The following is a 17048-nucleotide window of genomic DNA, read 5'->3' as shown; positions in this document are numbered from 1 at the left end:
TCAACCGTTGTTATGAATTTCTTCAAAATAATTGACCAACTGGCAGAAGTGGACCCCGATGTATTGGGCCGCTTAGATTCCCGACGCGCCGTATTCAGCTCGCTGACCAAGGTCAGTAAACGGGCTGCGATGGCCTCGGCACCGGCCCTGCTGGCTTCATTCTTTTCGAAAGCATATGCTGGCACAAACGCCGGTGATCCAATCGAAATTTTCAACTACGCTCTGACATTGGAGCAGTTGGAAGCTGACTTTTATGCTAAGATGACCAATTCGCCCGTATTCGGGCTGCAAACGCCAGCAGCGCAGGCGGCCATTAATCAAATCAAAAAGCACGAGGACGCTCACGTGAAGCTGCTAACTGCCGTCATCAAAGGCATCAACGGTGTACCGACTACGGGCAATACTTTCAAAACGACCACCTTCGCTACTCTTACTACTTTCGCAGAGCAGCTAAAGGTTGCGCAGCTGCTGGAAGATACTGGCGTGCGTGCTTACAAAGGCCGCGCCGGCGATTTGCTCGGGATTCCTGATGTGACCATTACGGGAATTGGTACTATCAACCCGCTCCAGTCGGCCCTCCAGATTCACTCTGTAGAAGCTCGTCATGCAGCCCACATCCGCTACATGCGTAGCCAGACACCTTGGATTAGCGGTACTGGCGACCTAGACGGTGATAATACCTACAAAGGCTCCATCCCTGAAAGCACCATCATCCAGTCGAAAGTAGATTTGACTAAGCAGCTTGGATCTTCTTACGCCCCTGCTGATGCACAGGCTTCATTCGACGAAATCCTGACCAAAGCCGAAGTACTGGCACTGGCTGGTCCCCTGATTGGGGCGTAATCCAGCGAGTCAGTAGATGATGCCTGGTTTCGGGCAATAATAGCAAAAAGCCGGTCCTGCTAGTGCAGGGCCGGCTTTTTGCTGCTCACCGGTTTCATAGCGCGCCGCAACTATTATTACAGCAGCTTATTTATTTCCAATACCTGTTCGCTTGTCCCTAGAGCAGGAATTTATTCTAATTTTAAGGTAAGCTTGTTTTTAGAATGTCGGAGTGGATAACTCAACTAACAGGCAACTATTTTCTGATTTAGGGCCTCTCGTTTTTGAGTTTCGCGTTCTCCAAAGAAGCTCATTCTGCTCCTATTGCGGTTCGATAGCTTTTCCATCGCCAGTTTTGTATTCCCGTTGAGTTAAAGCTTCTGATAGGAGCGTGCAACTTTCTGTTTTCCTGTTCACCTCAATTCCTTTGCTCATGTCCGATACTTCTCGGTCTGTTGTTTCCGATAGCCCACCGCTTGCGCAGCCTCTTTACGCGCCCATCAAGCGGCGTTCGTTTTTTATGTATGCAGGCGCCACGGCAGGTGCCACGGCCCTCGCGTTGGTTGGCTGCTCCAAGGAAAGCGACCCCGTTGTGACCGATGGCCCCACTAGCCTGGGCGCGGGCGATGTGGGCGTGCTCAACTACGCTTACGCCCTCGAACAACTCGAAGCTGCTTTCTACGCCAAGGTAAAGGCATCGACCGTTGCTGGGTTTACAGCCGACGAAACCGCTTATTTCGCTGATATCTCCGACCACGAAGCCATTCACCGTGACTTCCTGAAGGCGGCCATCAGCCGTGACTTTTCCGGCAGACTTTTACCGGAACTCACTTTCAACTTCGATACCATTGACTTCACCAAGCGCGTCAAGGCCGCCAGCGATACCAAGCTTGGGGTGCTCGATGCGGCAAAGGCCTTCGAAGACTTGGGCGTGGCAGCGTATAATGGTGCGGGCAAGCTCCTCAAAGTACCTGCTTACCTTGTAATTGCCGGACAGATTGTATCGGTAGAAGCCCGCCACGTCGCCTACATCCGCAACCTACTAGTGCCCGGCTCATTCGCGGCCGACGACCAGGTCGAGCCCGCCAGTGGTCTTGACAAGACCCTGTCACCCACCGAGGTAATAGCCATTGCGCAGGCTTTTGTGGTGCAACAGTTGGACGCTAGCTCCGTCGGTCAATAATCCTTTCCTTCAGTAACTACGGTTCTATGAATTTCTTTGAGATAATCGACCAGCTTTCGGAAGTGGATGGCGACGTGCTGGGTCGTTTCAATTCGCGCCGGGCCGTGTTTGGCACGTTGGGGGGAGCAGCCAAACGGTCGGCATTGGCTGCCACGCCTTTGTTTTTGAGCGCGCTGTTCCAAAAAGCCTATGCCGGGACAAAATCGCTGCCGGTCGAGGTGTTACAATACGCGCTGACGCTCGAATTGCTTGAGCAGGACTTCTACGTTAAAGTCATTGGTTCGGCCCCCTACGCTGCCGCCTCGCCAGCGGACCGCGAGGCTATTCAGCAGATTAAGCGACACGAAGACGCTCACGTCAAGCTGCTCGGCACAGCCATTTCTGGTCTCGGCAGTTCTCCAGTAACGGGGGTTAGATTCCAACAGGGCAAATTTGATTCGTTAACTTCCTTCAATGGATCCGTGGCAACTACCAGCCAGCTCGCGGTAGCCCAATTGTTGGAGGATACTGGCGTACGAGCCTACAAAGGCCGCGCTGCCGAACTCGTCGGTACCGATTTGCTAACCACAGCCCTGCGCATTCATTCGGTTGAAGCCCGTCACGCGGCCCATATCCGGTTCATGCGCGGGCAAAAGCCTTGGGTGAACCCTGCTGATGACCTGGCGGCGGATGCCGTCTACGGCAGCGGCGTGACGGCGGGCACCAGCCCCACCACCATAACGCCTTTTGGTTATGGCGTTCCGGCCTTCACCGTGGCCAGCCCGATTGAAAATAGCCCTGCCCCGAGGCAAGCCGGAGTAGCTATTCGTTCAATTACTTCTGGAGTCACCTATCCCCTCGCCACTGCCGCCGCCGCCTTTGACGAAGTCCTGCAGCCCGCCGAAGTACTCGACGCTTCTCGCGCCGGTGGTTTGGTTGGAGCTTAGTTTTTAAAGTCGAGACAGAAAGTTTAACCCCAAGCACTAAGCTTGATAGCATCCTCAAAGTCAAAGTATCGCATCAAGCACAGCGAAGCACTTTTATCGTAGCAGCAATAATTTACGCTGGTGCTAGAGATGCTTCGCTGTGCTCAACGTGGCGCTCTCGCAGAACGCGGTTTTTTAGGGCTTTGCAACCAATGGATGGGTAGCGAGTACCTTTGTAATGGCTGGAGCCCGGCGTTTCGGGCTAGCGGGCTGGCTTGAATAACTAACAAATGTCTGACCACTCATATTTGCCCGCCTGGCGGGAGCAGTCGCTGGGGCGACGCTTGTTTTTGCGGGTTTCGGCGGCTTCAGCTGCCTCAGTAGCCTTGGTGGCGGCTGGTTGCTCCAGCTCGACTCCCGAGCCCGTAGCCCCGGACCCTTTCCAATTAACGTTGCCTTCCGGTGACCCGGGCTTGCTTTACTACGCCTATCTGCTGGCGATAGCGCAGGCCACTACTTATCAGAAGGTAGTGGATGCCCCGCCCACTGACCTGACCCCAGCCGAGCGGGCTATTTTTGCGGACCTCCGCGACCACGAAATCGTGTACCGGGAAATGCTCAAGTACGCCATCGACCCCACCGGGGCAAACGCACTTTTGCCCACCGACTTTGCTTTTAAGCTGACGTCGTTCACGCTCACCACCCGAGCGGGCGTACTGGCCGCTGCCCAACAGCTCGAAGACTTGGTGGCAGCAGCCTATCCGGCGCTGCTGCAGCTGGTCACCAGCTCCAACCCGCAGCAGCGCACCCTGCTGCTGAAGATGTCGACGGTACACGCCCGCCACGCAGCAACAGTGCACGACTTGCTGGTTCCCGGTTCGTTTGCTAACAACGACATAGTAGAAAGCACCGGTACGCTGGCAGGCCAGCTCCGCACCAAAACCCCCACCGAAGTACTGGCCGCGCTGGCTCCCTTCTTCGCTCCCTTCGTTATTTCCGCCGCCAATCTGGCCACTCCCATATGAAGCTGATTTCCCTTCTCGACCACTTGGCGGCAGCTCCGGCAGACCAGAGCGCGGCGCCGCGCCGGGCAGTGCTGCGGCAGGTCGGCAGTGCTGCTCTGGCGGCGTTGCCGCTGGGCCTGGGGGCAAGTCTGCCCGCCGCCGCCGACACCAAAGACACCTCGTATGATGCCGTGACGCAACTGCTGCTACTCGAACGCTTGCAGCGGGCGCTTTATACCCGGGCGCTAGCGGCACCCGGCCTCATTCCACTTACGCAGCTGGCCGACTTTCAGCGGCTTCGGTTGCATCAGGACCAGCACGTTGCGTTTCTCACGGAGGCCTTGCAAGCGGCTGGCGCTATTGTACCCACCGAGCCAGCCTTCGATTTCAGTGGCCGGCGTGGGGTGGTGACCAATCCGGTGCTTTTTCCGAATGTGCTGAGCAATTTCGACGATTTTCTCGCCCTGGCCCAGCAACTTGAGGACCTTGGGGTGCGGCTGTACAAAACGCAAGCCTTCAACATCACCAATGATTCTCAGCTCTTGAAGGCCGTGCTACGCATTCACGCGGTTGAAGCTCAGCACTCGGCCCATGTGCGCAGCCTGCGCCGCGGGCGGGGTGTCGCGGTTAAGAACTGGCCCAGCGATACCGATGCTGCTATTGTGCGCCCAGCGGCAGCCCAGGTGCTTACCACGGCTGCTACTGGCGGCGAAGAAAACCCAATTCAAAACCTCAAAGCCGGAATGCCGATTCCATTCGCCAACTTCCTGCTCATCCGCGATAATACCGCTGTTCGCGACTCTGCTCTCTCCGAAGCATTCGATGAACCCTTGACTACCACCGTAGCTCAGGCTGCACTAAACCTCTTTGTGTAAGCGGCAACAGAATTTTTTCTGACTTTTTTCGAAAAAGAGCAGCCTTGGCTGCTCTTTTTGCGTATGGGGGCACCCAGGCAGCTTGCAATGGCCATTTCCTCTTGCGAAGCCCCGCCTAATTGTTGTATCTTTCTACCACTTTGGTAATCAAGCTCCTCCATGAGTCACGTTGCCACCACACCGGTTCTTTCACTGTCCTACTCCCACCCTCCAATGTTAGACTACGTGAAACTGATACTGACGAAAGTCAGCTTCAACAAGGCTTTGTTCGAAAAAGAACTCCGCAAAGCGCTCAAAATGCTGCTGCCGACCGAAGTGCCGGATTTCCGCGCTTGGTGCTACCAGCAGTTCGCCCGTATTTATCGTCGGGTGTTGAAACGGGTCTTCGGCAGCCTTGAGTTAGCGGGCAGCTAATTGCTGGATGTGGGTTGCTGGTACCATTGTGTGACTGGTCGTTGAGACGAATAGCCGGTAATCAGCAACTATTCTTCGGTTACAAACTTGATGTTGCGCTTCAGGCCCTCGTAGCCGGTGCGCTTCACGGCCGATTGGCGGAATAGCTCCGTGAATAATTCGTGGGTGATTTCGCGCCAGTCGCCGGGCGTCAGGTCTTTTAGGCTGGGGTGCGCCTGGAACTGTGGCTCGTTGTGCGGCTTCGAGAAACGGTTCCAGGGGCACACATCCTGGCAGATATCGCAGCCGAATACCCAGTTGCCAAACTGCCCGGCTACCTCGGTTGGAATCTGGTCCTTGAGTTCGATGGTGAAGTAGCTGATGCACTTGCTGCCGTCCACGACGTAGGGCTCGGTGATGGCTTGGGTCGGGCAGGCGTCCACGCACTTGGTGCAGGTGCCGCAGTAGTCCCGAATGGGCCCGTCGGCGGGCAGCTCCACGTCCACAATCAGCTCGGCGATGAAGTAGAACGAACCCGTGCCGGGCGTGATGAGATTAGAGTTCTTGCCCACCCAGCCGAGGCCGGATTTCTTGGCCCAGGCCTTGTCGAGCACCGGCGCGGAGTCGACGAAACAGCGCCCGCCAATCTGGCCAATCTCGGCTTCCATGTCGGCTAGCAGCGTCTTAAGCTTGTCCTTGATGACGAAGTGGTAGTCGCGACCGTAGGCGTATTTGCTGACTTTGAGCGTGTCGTCGGGTTGCTGGTCTTCGGGCGCGGGGTAGTAATTCAGCAGCAGCGAAATCACGGATTTGGCACCATCCACGAGCAGGCGCGGGTCGAGGCGCTTGTCGAAGTGGTTTTCCATATAGCCCATGCGGCCATTCATACGGCGGGTAAGCCAGGTTTCGAGGCGCGGGGCTTCTTCTTCCAAAAACTCAGCTTTGGAAATGCCGCAGGCCATGAAGCCCAACTCAGCGGCGCGGCGCTTGATGAAAGGGGCCCATTCGGCAGGCGACAGCATAAATCAGTGTAGCTAAATTTAGGGCGCGTTGCGGCCAAGAAATCGATTCTTGCCCAGCAGAAATCCAATGGCGCGCTCAAGGTTGCGGGCCAGGCCATCTTCCGTTTTCAGGTTTATCAGATGGCGTAACAGTTCGTGTTGCCGCGAGGGCGACAGGCGGTCAAACACCTGACGGGCTTCGGGGGTTTCGGCCAGCGCCTTTTCGAAGGCCGGACATGTCAGTACCGGCGGGGCCGCTGCATTGTAGCCGAGCGTGATGGTCAGCACCTCACCAATTCGCCGGGGCGAATTGGTGAGCATCATCAGGTTGATGTATAGGCGCCATTTGCCGGCGTAGCGCACCAGGGTTTGCTGGTAGGGCTGGTCATTAACGGTTCCGTGCACTCGTATCGGCCCTTTGCTACGGCCAGCCTGGACAAACACGTTAGCGAGTATGTCATCGGGCACCTGCACGAAAGGATTTATACCAATCAGCTCAAGTACAGCGGTAAAGGTGTCCATAGACGGGAGGTATCATGCAAAAACGCACCGCCGATGGCGGTGCGTTTCAGGGCAAACAGCATTTTACGACGTAATCTCAGCGAACAAGTCGCCGCTGTTGCCGCGCAGGTGCTGGGGCAGCAGGCGGCCCAGGTGCTGGTAAGCGGCTTCGGTGGCCTCGCGGCCGCGTGAGGTGCGCTTGATGTAGCCTTCCTGGATGAGGAAGGGCTCGTACACTTCCTCGATGGTTTCGCCTTCCTCCCCCACCGCGGTGGCAATGGTGCTGATGCCCACGGGACCACCCTTAAACTTGTCGATGATGGTGGTGAGGATGCGCTTGTCCATGTCGTCGAGGCCACGAGCGTCTACGTCGAGGGCATTGAGGGCAAACTGCGCGATTTCAACCGTGATGGTGCCGTCGCCCTTGATTTGGGCGAAGTCGCGGGTGCGGCGCAGCAAGTTGTTGGCAATGCGCGGGGTGCCGCGCGAGCGGCGGGCAATTTCAAACGCCGCATCCTCGTGAATGGGCGTGCCCAAAATCTCGGCCGAGCGCTGCACGATGGTGGTCAGCAGCTTCGAGTCGTAGTATTCGAGGCGGGCGGAGATGCCGAAACGGGCTCGCAACGGCGCCGTGAGCATGCCGGAGCGGGTGGTGGCCCCCACGAGGGTGAAAGGCGACAGCGAAATCTGCACCGAGCGGGCATTGGGGCCCGAATCGAGCATGATGTCGATGCGGTAGTCCTCCATGGCCGAGTAGAGGTATTCTTCCACCACGGGGTTGAGGCGGTGAATTTCGTCGATGAAGAGGACGTCATGCGGCTCCAGATTGGTGAGGAGGCCGGCGAGGTCGCTCGGCTTATCGAGCACCGGGCCGGAGGTCATCTTGATGCCCGCGCCCAGCTCGTTGGCGATGATGTGCGAGAGGGTGGTTTTGCCCAGGCCGGGAGGGCCGTGCAGCAACACGTGGTCGAGGGCATCGCCGCGCTGCTTGGCGGCGGCGACGAAGACTTTCAGGTTTTCCAGAATCTTTTCCTGGCCCGTGAAGTCGTCGAAAGAGAGCGGCCGGAGGGCCTTGTCGATGTCCTTATCGGTGGCGTCGAAATTGTCGGTGCCGCCGGTGAGATAGGCTTCGCGCATAAGGATACTTACTAAAATTATTGGTCGCTGCTTGCTAACCGGATGAGAAACCGCAGCACCGGCAAAAAAGCTCCTTCACCAGATTAAAAAACAGCTTTCTATTCGTGCAACAGCACTTCGATGTCGAGGTGCAGCCAGTCGGTTTCCCAGGACTTGTGGTTGAGGCGGGCAGAGAGGTGTTTGCCGGCGTCGAGCAAGCGAGCGACGGTTTCGTTGCGGCCTTCGGGCAGGTAGCCGAGCCAGACGTTGGCGGGGTCGGTGGCGGGGGCGGTGTGCACCTGCACGGCCCAATCGTCGTAATGACTGTCGGCTTCGCGGGTGAGCAGCAGGGCTTGGCCGACCTTCAGCTCGGGCTCGTATTTTTCGAGATTGGGGCGGTGCGAGGTCCCGGCCACGAGGCATTCGAGCAGCACGAGGGGTTCGGGAGCGGTTGAGGCAGTGGCGGCGGAAATCTTCATTAGAGCAAATTACGGCGCCCAAGCGGTTTATGCCACCGCATCATGCTTCGACAGCAGCGCTTCTGCCCCGGCGTTTTGCTATTGGGATTGGTATATGCTCCCAGAGCCGCCGCCCTTTTGAATCATCATGTACGGCTTTTGCGTGGTCTATTTTAGAGCAATTTCGGCATGAGTGTACCGCGAGCCGTAGCGCGGACTCCGAAACCGCACTAGCCTGCTGGTGGAAAGCATTCTGCTTCGGTACTCCATTTAGCAAGGTCGTATTTCAGCCTTACTTCTGCCCGATGCCGGGCTATTATCAGCTTTGCTACCGCCGCTTTTGCCTTGGCTGCCGTCGGCGAGGGGTTTTGGGCCGGGCTCAACCTTAGAAAAGGCCTTTTCCAGCGACATGTGGTGACTTAGGACCGCGAGCGGGGCATTTGGGGGCGCGAGCCGGGCATTTGCCAGGGCGAGGAGGGGATTTGCCAGGGCGAGGAGGGGATTTGCTGGTACGAGGGGAATGCTTGGGGCTGCGGGGAGGCTTCTTATTGCTCTGAACCGGGCATTTGGGGACGCGGGGAGGGCGCTTGCCGGGGCTGGCGGCCCATTTGAGGCGTCGGGAGGCGCCCTGCGACCGGCTGGGCAAGGGCTTGGGGCTGCGGGATTGGCGGCGAACAGCAGTGATGAATGCCCCACGGCCAATGACTGGTTGACCGGAGGACGTTATTACCATTTATTTTTCTACATTTCAGGCAGTAACGTCCCCTGAATGTTCAGGAACTACCGCTTTTTTCTGTTTCCATGATTCAAGACCAAAAAAACCACCGCAAAATGTATGGCAATGTCCTGACTTGGTTTGGCCATGCGGGGGCGCCGCTGCTGGGCATTAAGTTACTGGCGCGCATTGTGGGGCAGGTGACGGAGGACGTGGCCGAACTCGATGTGCAGGCGGCCCGGCAGATAGCCCCCACCACCGGCGTGACGCGCACCCGGACAGCCGTGAAAATCGAAGCTGCCGAAAAGGCCGAAGTACTGCGCGGCCTGACGCTGGTGCTCACAACGGACAGCAAGGTAACCGCCGCCCTGGCCAAGCCCGTGAGCAGCTACCTGCGTGGCCAGGATGCGGCGTTTGGCACTTATTGCCAGGCCATTGTCGACGGCATTGATGCCTTCAGCAAGCAGGAGTTGGAAGATGCCGGGTATCAGCCCGCCGTGCGAGACACCCTGCAAGCCGACCTATTGAGCCTGACCGCCACCAGCGGCGAGGCCGCCCTGATGCAGGCCAGCTCCAAGACGGCCACCGACAGCCTGATTCCCCTCTTCGCCGCCGTGGACGCCCAGCTCACGCGGCTCGACCAGCTGGTGCAAGCCCAGCGCTTCACCCAGGCCGAACTCGTGACCCAGTACGAAGCCCTGCGCCGACTGCCCAAAACGCCCACCGGGCACCGCTTCCAGGCCAAGGGCCTCACGCCCTACGACGTGCCCCAGCTGGCCTTCAACATCCTGGAAGAAAGCGTGCCCACGCCCACCCTCTACAACACCGGCGGCCGGGGGCACGAGGTGGTGTTTTACCTGGGCGCCACTGCTACCAGCCGCCCCCTGCCCGGCCAGGGCGTGCTGGTGAAGAACGGCAAAAAAGTAACCCTGAGCGACTATTCCAGCCTCGGCGACGCCGCCACCGCACCCTTCCTGCTGGTGATGCAAACCAGCCAACTGGCCGCCGGCGGCTGGCGCGTGCGGGGGTAGGCTGCGGCGCGGCGGCCCATGATAAGGCAGGCTGCCCCACGGGGCGGCCTGCCTTTTTTGGCGACCTGGGCGCACGGGCCTTACCTTGCCGGCGCAGGCTACCAGGCCTGCTCCCTGCCATGCTTGAGCCTTCTACCGACGGTGCCCCCGACCAATCACTCAGCCTCCCGGCGATTCTCGGGCCGGTGCTGCTGCTGCCGAAACTGGCCGTTCAGCAGCTCTTTGCCCTGCCCGGCGATGCCCTGCCGCAGGCCGTGACGCGCCTGACCGGGCTTAGGCAGGACGACATGATGCGGCTGACGAACCTGCACGACCCGGCGGACTATGACCACGCGCTTCAGCACGAGCCGGCGGCGTTCTACTATTACGTTCTGGTGGGCGTGCTGGCCTACGACAGTCCATTGGGAGAAGCCATCCGGGCCCGCGTGCCAGGCAGAGAGGGCCTGTTGCTCAGGGTTATGGAGGTGCTGAGCGAAATCATTCTGCCGCTGCTGGCTGAGCAGGTGCCCACCCCCACCGCCGAGGTCAGCGAGGCGCTGCGCGCCCTGTTTGCGCAGGAGAAATACGGGTTGGAGGCCTGCTTGCCCGCGCTGGTGTCGCAGCCGGAGCCCGCCCCAGCCGAGGCCCCTACCCCGGCCGAGGAGTGGCTCACCATGCAGCCGAATCCGAACGAGTGCCATTTATTCAGCTTCGCGCTCTACCTCACCCACGCGGCTTTGTATGGGGTGAAGCACCCGCTGGCCGAGGCCCTGCCCACGGTGGCGGGCCTCGGCACGCCGGCCGAGCTGGTGGCCCTGGCTCAGCGCTTCCGAAACGCTGCCCCGGCAACCGAATTCGCGCTGGATGGGTCCGACGTTATCCGCCTCTACCTGAGTTTACAAGTGCTGGCCCTGCTGTTTGTGGCCGATTTGCAACTGACCCTCATGGCCCGGCTCAACCCCGTACCCGACGACCTGACCGCCCCCTGGCTCGACCCCGACCAGCAGCACAACATGCTTCATTGGGTATGCACGCAGGTCGAAGCCTTCGGGCTACTCTTCGACGACTATTTTGGCGAGGAGCCCGCTTACCAGGCCGCCAAAGCCGACGCCCGCCGCTTGGCCGCGCTGGTGTAGCGGCAGAACCCAGGCGGGTGTGAGACACAACTGCCGTAGGTTGCGGCGCTTATCTCCTTATTATTTCTTCTCTTCTCTTATGAAAAAAGTGTTCCTCTCTGCTGCATTGGCGCTGGCTGTGGCCGGCTCGTGGGCGTTCTATCCGAAGCAAGGACCTTCTGGCACTTATATGCAACTCGTTTTCATAAATACTGTGGGCAGAGGTGAGATTAACTTGATTCCCGACAATGGACTGGCTACAGAAATAAAGGTGAAGGAAACAAATCTTTCCCAGGCCAGAGTGAAGGCCATGATAAAGCTGACAGAGCTACGGCACGAAGGCTGGCGGGTGACGCAGATGACCAGCACGTCCTACAATGCTAATTCTGTTATTGAGACTTACTTGCTGGAAAGAATGTAGCCTGTCCCCGAAAGGCGAAACGTCCGACTCATTGTTGGGGCGGCCGTTTTTCGTTGCTACGCGGCACAAACCAAAGCATGTGGCATGTGCTAAAGCATGTGCTACTTGAACGCCTGAATACCGGTAATGTCGGCCCCCGTGATGAGCAGGTGGATGTCGTGGGTGCCTTCGTAGGTAATCACCGACTCCAGGTTCATCATGTGGCGCATGATGGGGTACTCGCCCGTGATGCCCATGCCACCGTGAATCTGGCGGGTTTACTCGGGGGTAATTTCCTGGAGCAGCCGGGCAATTTCCTCCTTGCCGATGGAGGCAGTTTGGGACTTGTCGTAAATGGAAAGCAGGAACAGTTTGACAGTTTGGGTGGCCCCGTCTACCACGCGGCGGTAGGTGATGATGCGGGCACCGCCGCTTTTGCCCCGGCTCTTGCTGGCAATAGCCAGGCGGATTTTGTAGCAGTCCTGGCCCAGCGGCTCGCCGTGAGCAGCGTCTGCTTCTAACACGCCGACCAGGCGGGTTAACTCGGGCTTTAGGGAGCGGTACTTTTTCAGCAGCGGCTTGGCCTCGCGGCGGAAGTTGGCCGTAGTGATAATGATGACGGGCGGCATCAGGACCCGGCCAGAAAGTCGGCCAGAGTGATTTCGGGCTGGCGGCTGGCCAGGATTTCGGGTACCTCTCGCAGGGCTTCGCGCATGCCGCTCAGCACCAGCTCGCGGCCTTGCAGCTGGCGGTAGTAGTCTTTCAAGGCCAGCCAGTCGGCAATGGGCAATACTACGGCTTCGGGCTTGCCGCTGGCGTCGGTGAGGTAGTGCAGGGAATCGGGGGCGGACATACAGTTAGGTTTTCGCTGATTAACAACGGAGATGTGATAGGCTCTGGCTTATTGAGCATGGGTTAAAAAACGCCAGTCAACAACCAGTAAAGCAGCGCCAATAACAGAAGAACAGGGAAGCCCCGCCGAAAGGTCGCGCTGGTCATCAAATTATACACCACCAGCAGCCCAACGCCGACGGCGCCCCAGGAGCACACCAGCATAAAGGGCCCAAGAATGCACAAGCCACCGTCGCATCCCCCACTTTTGGGCAGATGCAGGAACCACATTAGCGAGCCGACACAATAGACGAGCCAAAGGCTTACTGTAATCTGGCGAGCTAGTGCTTTGTCCATTATCAAATATAACAAAAAGAGCGGCCGCTAGTGGGGCCGCTCTTTTTACCAAGCAGTGACTATGCCTTATTTAAACGCCTGAATGCCCGTAATGTCGGCCCCTGTGATGAGCAAGTGAATGTCGTGGGTGCCCTCGTAGGTAATCACCGATTCGAGGTTCATCATGTGGCGCATGATGGGGTACTCGCCCGTGATGCCCATGCCGCCGTGGATTTGGCGGGCTTCGCGGGCTACGTGCAGGGCCATTTCCACGGAGTTGCGCTTGGCCATGCTGATTTGGGCGCTGGTGGCTTTGCCTTCGTTTTTGAGCACGCCCAGGCGCCAGGCCAGAAGCTGGGCTTTGGTGATTTCGGTAATCATCTCGGCCAGCTTCTTCTGCTGAAGCTGGAAGCTGGCAATGGGCTTGCCGAACTGTTCGCGTTCGAGGCTGTACTTCAGGGCCGACTCGTAGCAGTCGATGGCCGCGCCGATGGCGCCCCAGGCGATGCCGAAGCGGGCCGAATCGAGGCAGGACAACGGGCCGCGCAGGCCTTCGATGTTGGGCAGGATGTTCTCCTTGGGGATTTTTACGTCCTCAAACACTAGCTCGCCGGTGGTGCTGGCGCGCAGGCTCCACTTGTTGTGAATTTCGGGCGTGCTGAAGCCTTCCATGCCGCGCTCCACGATGACGCCCTTGATGCGGCCCTGCTCGTTTTTGGCCCATACCACGGCCACCTGGCACTCGGGCGAGTTCGAAATCCAGAGCTTGGCGCCGTTCAGCAGGTAATGGTCGCCCTTGTCCTCAATTTTGGTGGTCATGCCGCCGGGGTTCGAACCGTGGTCGGGCTCGGTGAGGCCGAAGCAGCCCAGCCACTCGCCGCTGGCCAGCTTGGGCAGAAACTTGCGGCGCTGCTCCTCCGAACCATACTGGTAGATGGGAAACATCACCAGCGAGCCCTGCACCGAAGCAGTGGAGCGCATGCCCGAGTCGCCGCGCTCGATTTCCTGCATAATGAGGCCGTAGCTGATATAATCGAGACCGCCGCCGCCGTACTCCTGCGGCACGGTAGGACCAAACGCGCCCACATCACCAAACTTCTTCACGATTTCCGACGGGAAGTGCGCATCCTGCGCCCACTTCTCGATGTTCGGGCTGATTTCCTTCTTCACGAAGTTTCGGATGGACTGGCGGATGAGCAAGTGCTCTTCAGTAAGTAGCCCGTCGAGGTCAAAATAGTCGGTAAAGCCGTTGGCGTTGGTGCTGCCTTTCTGGGCAGTATGGGCTTTGGATTCGGGCGAGAGAACGTCGGCGTTGGAAGACATGGGCGGGGGTTGGGGGTGGGAGTTTCGGAAGTAAAGATACGCGGCGCGGGCACCTCTGCTTGCAGCCAAGTCCTTGGGGGTGGGCTCCACTCGTGCCAATAACAACGGAAGGAGACCTTTTTATTTTTTTCAATTTTTTTTCATCATCTCTTGCAAGATTATTTTTCGGTTGTACTTTTGTGCCGCTCCTGGGTCACACCTGGGGCACCTTATCAAGAAAGGCGGAGGGACAGGCCCTACGATGCCTTAGCAACCAGTGGTTTACTACCAGGTGCTAAATCCTGTTCGAAGACGATGCAAGTCGGATTCGGAGAAGATAAGTTGAAAGAGATACATCGGTTGAAAACGATGCTGCTCTTCTGACTTGTCGGAAGGGCTTTTTTTATGCCCTTTCGGTGAGCGAACTTGACTCTTGAAAGGTGCCGCGGTGTGAAAGGGGGCGTTTCCTCTAATAATCTTAAACGCCAATACCGCCACCGTCATGCAATTCAGCACCCGCCTCCTCCACGCCATCCCTTCCGACCCACAAACCGGCGCCATTGCTGTGCCGATTTATCAAACGTCGACTTTCGTCCAGGAGTCGCCGGGGGTGAACCTCGGCTACGACTACGCCCGCTCCGGCAACCCAACCCGTAAGGCACTGGAAGACCTGGTGGCCAACCTGGAAAGTGGGCACGCCGGCTTTGCCTTTGCCAGCGGCTTGGCGGCAATTGACGGGGTAGTGAAACTGCTGTCGGCTGGCGACCAGATTGTAGCTATCGATGACATTTACGGTGGAGCCTTCCGGCTATTTGAGCACGTGTATCGCCGTTTGGGCATCGACATCGTGTATTGCGACACCACCGACGCAGCCAATGTGAAAGCGGCCCTTACCGAGCGCACCAAGCTGATCTGGCTCGAAACACCGTCGAACCCCACGCTGAAAGTGTCGGACATTTCCGCCATCGCGGCCATTGCCAAGGAGAATAACATCCTGCTGTGTGTCGACAATACCTTCGCCTCGCCGGTGTTGCAGCGGCCACTGGAACTGGGTGCCGACATCGTGGTGCACTCGGCAACAAAGTACCTGGGCGGCCATTCCGACCTCATCGCTGGAGTGGTGGTAGCGGGCAACGCCGAACTGGCGGCGCAACTCAAATTTATCCAAAACGCTTCGGGCGGCATTCTGGGGCCCTTCGATTCCTTTCTGGTTATCCGGGGAATCGAGACCTTGACCCTGCGGGTGAAGCAGCACTGTAGCTCGGGGCTGGCCGTGGCCAAGTTCCTGCAGGCCCAGCCCGAAATCAGCCGCGTATTTTATCCCGGCCTCGAAGACCACCCCAACCATGAGGTGGCCAAGCGCCAGCAGCCGGGCGGCTTCGGGGGCATTGTGTCCATCGCCCTGGCCGACGATTCGGTGGAAGCGGCCACCCGCTTCGTCACTTCTACGCGCCTCTTCAAGCTGGCCGAGAGCCTGGGCGGGCCAAAAAGCCTGCTCTGCCACCCCGCCACGATGACCCACAAATCGACTCCGGCCGACCAGCGCCGCGCCGCCGGCGTAGCCGATGGCTTGGTTCGCCTGTCGGTGGGCCTGGAAGATGCCGAAGACCTGATTCAGGACCTGGCCCAGGCCCTGGCCCTGGTTCGCATTGGAGCAGAGGCGCGCGAGGAAACGCGCGAACAAGTAGAAGCTTAATTCCTGATTTCTGTCTTTCTGAGCTATAAAACCTTTTTTCTGGGCGACACCCGGTCTTTCTGAGCTATAACACACCCGTCTTTCTGAGTTATGACCCGCACTAATATTTCCATCGGCTTATTCGGCTTCGGCTGCGTGGGACAGGGCCTGTACACCGTGCTGGAACGTTCGCCCGGCCTGCGCGCCCGCATCGGCCGCATCGGGGTGAAGGACCGGAATAAGGCCCGCTCCCTGCCGACGGAATTATTCACCTTCGACCGCCACGAGCTGTTAAATGACCCCACGATAAACGTTATCGTGGAGTTGATTGACGATGCGGACGAGGCTTACACCATTGTGAAGGAAGCCCTGCAACTGGGCAAAGCTGTGGTGACGGCTAATAAAAAAATGCTGGCCGAGCACCTGCCCGAGTTGATTGCCTTACAGCGCAGCACTGGCACCCCACTGCTCTATGAAGCCGCAGCCTGCGCTAGCCTGCCCGTTATCCGTAACCTTGAAGAGTATTACGATACCGACTTGCTGGAATCGGTAGAAGGCATCATCAACGGCTCGACTAACTACATCCTGACGGCCATGGACCGTGATGCACTGTCCTTCGCCGAGGCACTGGCCAAGGCACAGGAGTTGGGCTTTGCCGAAAGTAATCCGGCCCTGGACGTGCAAGGCCTCGACGCCCGCAATAAGCTGGTGGTGCTGCTGACTCATGCTTTCGGGCTGGTGACGGCGCCGGAAAATTTACTAACCATCGGCATCGACCGGCTGAGCCCGCTGGCTACCACTTATGCCCGGGAGCACGGCTACGCCCTCAAACTGGTGGCCGAAGCCCGCCGTTTGCCCGAAGGTGGCTTGGTTGCTGCCGTGCTGCCGACGCTGCTGCCACCCACGCACGAGCTGGCCCGCGTGCAGGACGAATACAACGGCCTCATCACCCAAAGCGGTTTTGCGGATCGGCAGTTCTTCCTGGGGCGCGGCGCGGGAGCTTTCCCCACGGGTTCGGCTGTGCTCAGCGACCTTTCGGCCCTCACTTACGGCTACCGCTATGAGTACAAAAAGCTTCATCAAAACCAGGAGCTAATCCTGCGGCCCGATGCGGCCGAGCTGGATGTGCTGGTCACGTACACAGACGAAATCGAGGGCTTGGCGGATGATTTTACGCAGGTCCACGAGCAATTTCGCTCCCGCGCCCACGGACATTACCTGACGGGCACCATTGGGCTGGCCCAGCTGGCGCAGGCAACGTGGCTGCACACGCCCGGTGTGTGCGTGGTGCGGCTGCCGGGGCCACTGCGGGCGGCCGTGGCGGTGGGGGCCGAAGTAGCAGCGGTGGCAGCGTACTAGGCCGGCCGATGGCACTCCACGGCAAAAAACAGCTTGACATTCATCAT

19 protein-coding genes, 1 pseudogene and 1 riboswitch are annotated in these 17048 nt (G+C 58.6%); of the genes and pseudogenes, 11 read left to right on the top strand and 9 right to left on the bottom strand.

Annotation, left to right across the window (positions count from 1 at the left end):
• The first annotated feature begins 12 nt into the window (after positions 1 to 12).
• The 6 genes from WX88_RS21230 to WX88_RS21205 all read left to right on the top strand — a co-directional run bounded on the left by WX88_RS21230 (position 13) and on the right by WX88_RS21205 (position 5203).
• Positions 13 to 843, top strand: coding sequence for a ferritin-like domain-containing protein (locus tag WX88_RS21230; RefSeq protein ID WP_046246425.1), 831 nt, complete (start codon positions 13 to 15; stop codon positions 841 to 843).
• 412 nt (positions 844 to 1255) lie between these two features.
• Positions 1256 to 2005 (top strand): ferritin-like domain-containing protein, encoded by a 750-nt coding sequence (locus tag WX88_RS21225; RefSeq protein ID WP_046246424.1) that lies wholly within the window; start codon positions 1256 to 1258, stop codon positions 2003 to 2005.
• Positions 2006 to 2031: 26 nt separating this feature from the next.
• Positions 2032 to 2931 carry a ferritin-like domain-containing protein gene (locus tag WX88_RS21220; protein WP_046246423.1) on the top strand — a complete coding sequence of 300 codons (900 nt, stop codon included), beginning with the start codon at positions 2032 to 2034 and terminating at the stop codon, positions 2929 to 2931.
• Positions 2932 to 3200: 269 nt separating this feature from the next.
• The gene (locus tag WX88_RS21215; RefSeq protein ID WP_082116200.1) at positions 3201 to 3935 is read left to right on the top strand and encodes a ferritin-like domain-containing protein; all 735 of its coding nucleotides are present in this window, start codon (positions 3201 to 3203) and stop codon (positions 3933 to 3935) included.
• Positions 3932 to 4789, top strand: coding sequence for a ferritin-like domain-containing protein (locus WX88_RS21210; protein WP_052732943.1), 858 nt, complete (start codon positions 3932 to 3934; stop codon positions 4787 to 4789). The genes WX88_RS21215 and WX88_RS21210 overlap by 4 nt, the downstream gene beginning before the upstream one ends.
• 159 nt (positions 4790 to 4948) lie before the next feature.
• Complete coding sequence (locus tag WX88_RS21205; protein WP_316932341.1) at positions 4949 to 5203, top strand: hypothetical protein; 255 nt, start codon at positions 4949 to 4951, stop codon at positions 5201 to 5203.
• Between the two features lie 68 nt (positions 5204 to 5271).
• Here WX88_RS21205 and queG read toward each other — a convergent pair whose 3' ends face one another.
• The 4 genes from queG to WX88_RS21185 all read right to left on the bottom strand — a co-directional run bounded on the left by queG (position 5272) and on the right by WX88_RS21185 (position 8279).
• Positions 5272 to 6204: a tRNA epoxyqueuosine(34) reductase QueG gene (queG, locus tag WX88_RS21200; protein WP_046246421.1), complete on the bottom strand. Its 933-nt coding sequence runs from the start codon at positions 6202 to 6204 to the stop codon at positions 5272 to 5274.
• An 18-nt stretch (positions 6205 to 6222) separates the two neighbouring features.
• On the bottom strand, positions 6223 to 6705 hold the full coding sequence (locus WX88_RS21195) for a YdeI/OmpD-associated family protein (protein ID WP_046246420.1): 483 nt from the start codon (positions 6703 to 6705) through the stop codon (positions 6223 to 6225).
• Positions 6706 to 6768: 63 nt separating this feature from the next.
• Positions 6769 to 7821 carry a Holliday junction branch migration DNA helicase RuvB gene (ruvB, locus tag WX88_RS21190; protein ID WP_046246419.1) on the bottom strand — a complete coding sequence of 351 codons (1053 nt, stop codon included), beginning with the start codon at positions 7819 to 7821 and terminating at the stop codon, positions 6769 to 6771.
• A 98-nt stretch (positions 7822 to 7919) separates the two neighbouring features.
• Positions 7920 to 8279 carry an HIRAN domain-containing protein gene (locus WX88_RS21185; protein WP_046246418.1) on the bottom strand — a complete coding sequence of 120 codons (360 nt, stop codon included), beginning with the start codon at positions 8277 to 8279 and terminating at the stop codon, positions 7920 to 7922.
• Between the two features lie 780 nt (positions 8280 to 9059).
• Here WX88_RS21185 and WX88_RS21175 point away from each other — a divergent pair.
• From WX88_RS21175 to WX88_RS21165, 3 genes are all read left to right on the top strand, one after another.
• Positions 9060 to 10004 (top strand): hypothetical protein, encoded by a 945-nt coding sequence (locus tag WX88_RS21175; protein WP_046246416.1) that lies wholly within the window; start codon positions 9060 to 9062, stop codon positions 10002 to 10004.
• 119 nt (positions 10005 to 10123) lie between these two features.
• On the top strand, positions 10124 to 11119 hold the full coding sequence (locus WX88_RS21170) for a hypothetical protein (protein ID WP_046246415.1): 996 nt from the start codon (positions 10124 to 10126) through the stop codon (positions 11117 to 11119).
• Between the two features lie 79 nt (positions 11120 to 11198).
• Complete coding sequence (locus WX88_RS21165) at positions 11199 to 11519, top strand: hypothetical protein (RefSeq protein WP_046246414.1); 321 nt, start codon at positions 11199 to 11201, stop codon at positions 11517 to 11519.
• A gap of 101 nt (positions 11520 to 11620) precedes the next feature.
• On the opposite strand, the pseudogene WX88_RS30360 reads toward WX88_RS21165, so the two are convergent.
• From WX88_RS30360 to WX88_RS21145, 5 genes and pseudogenes are all read right to left on the bottom strand, one after another.
• Positions 11621 to 11773 (bottom strand): annotated as a pseudogene (locus WX88_RS30360) (acyl-CoA dehydrogenase family protein); the annotation flags it as partial.
• 3 nt (positions 11774 to 11776) lie between these two features.
• Positions 11777 to 12127: a type II toxin-antitoxin system RelE/ParE family toxin gene (locus WX88_RS21160; RefSeq protein ID WP_046246413.1), complete on the bottom strand. Its 351-nt coding sequence runs from the start codon at positions 12125 to 12127 to the stop codon at positions 11777 to 11779.
• A complete protein-coding gene (locus tag WX88_RS21155) occupies positions 12127 to 12351 on the bottom strand; it encodes a hypothetical protein (protein WP_046246412.1) in 225 nt (74 codons plus the stop codon). Before WX88_RS21155 ends, WX88_RS21160 begins: the two co-directional genes overlap by 1 nt.
• 62 nt (positions 12352 to 12413) lie before the next feature.
• Complete coding sequence (locus tag WX88_RS21150) at positions 12414 to 12686, bottom strand: hypothetical protein (protein ID WP_046246411.1); 273 nt, start codon at positions 12684 to 12686, stop codon at positions 12414 to 12416.
• A gap of 66 nt (positions 12687 to 12752) precedes the next feature.
• On the bottom strand, positions 12753 to 13988 hold the full coding sequence (locus tag WX88_RS21145) for an acyl-CoA dehydrogenase family protein (RefSeq protein WP_046246410.1): 1236 nt from the start codon (positions 13986 to 13988) through the stop codon (positions 12753 to 12755).
• 206 nt (positions 13989 to 14194) lie between these two features.
• Positions 14195 to 14311, top strand: a riboswitch (SAM riboswitch).
• 158 nt (positions 14312 to 14469) lie between these two features.
• Between WX88_RS21145 and WX88_RS21140 the strand changes: the two genes are divergently transcribed.
• Together WX88_RS21140 and WX88_RS21135 are read left to right on the top strand one after the other, a co-directional pair.
• Positions 14470 to 15663, top strand: a complete 1194-nt coding sequence (locus WX88_RS21140; protein WP_046246409.1) for a trans-sulfuration enzyme family protein — start codon at positions 14470 to 14472, stop codon at positions 15661 to 15663.
• Positions 15664 to 15753: 90 nt separating this feature from the next.
• Positions 15754 to 17001, top strand: a complete 1248-nt coding sequence (locus WX88_RS21135) for a homoserine dehydrogenase (protein WP_046246408.1) — start codon at positions 15754 to 15756, stop codon at positions 16999 to 17001.
• Positions 17002 to 17048: the final 47 nt, after the last annotated feature.

Source organism: Hymenobacter terrenus (assembly GCF_000972495.1).
GTDB lineage: Bacteria > Bacteroidota > Bacteroidia > Cytophagales > Hymenobacteraceae > Hymenobacter > Hymenobacter terrenus.
The sequence above is the reverse complement of the archived record's forward strand: the minus strand, read 5'-3'. Positions and strand labels throughout refer to the sequence as shown.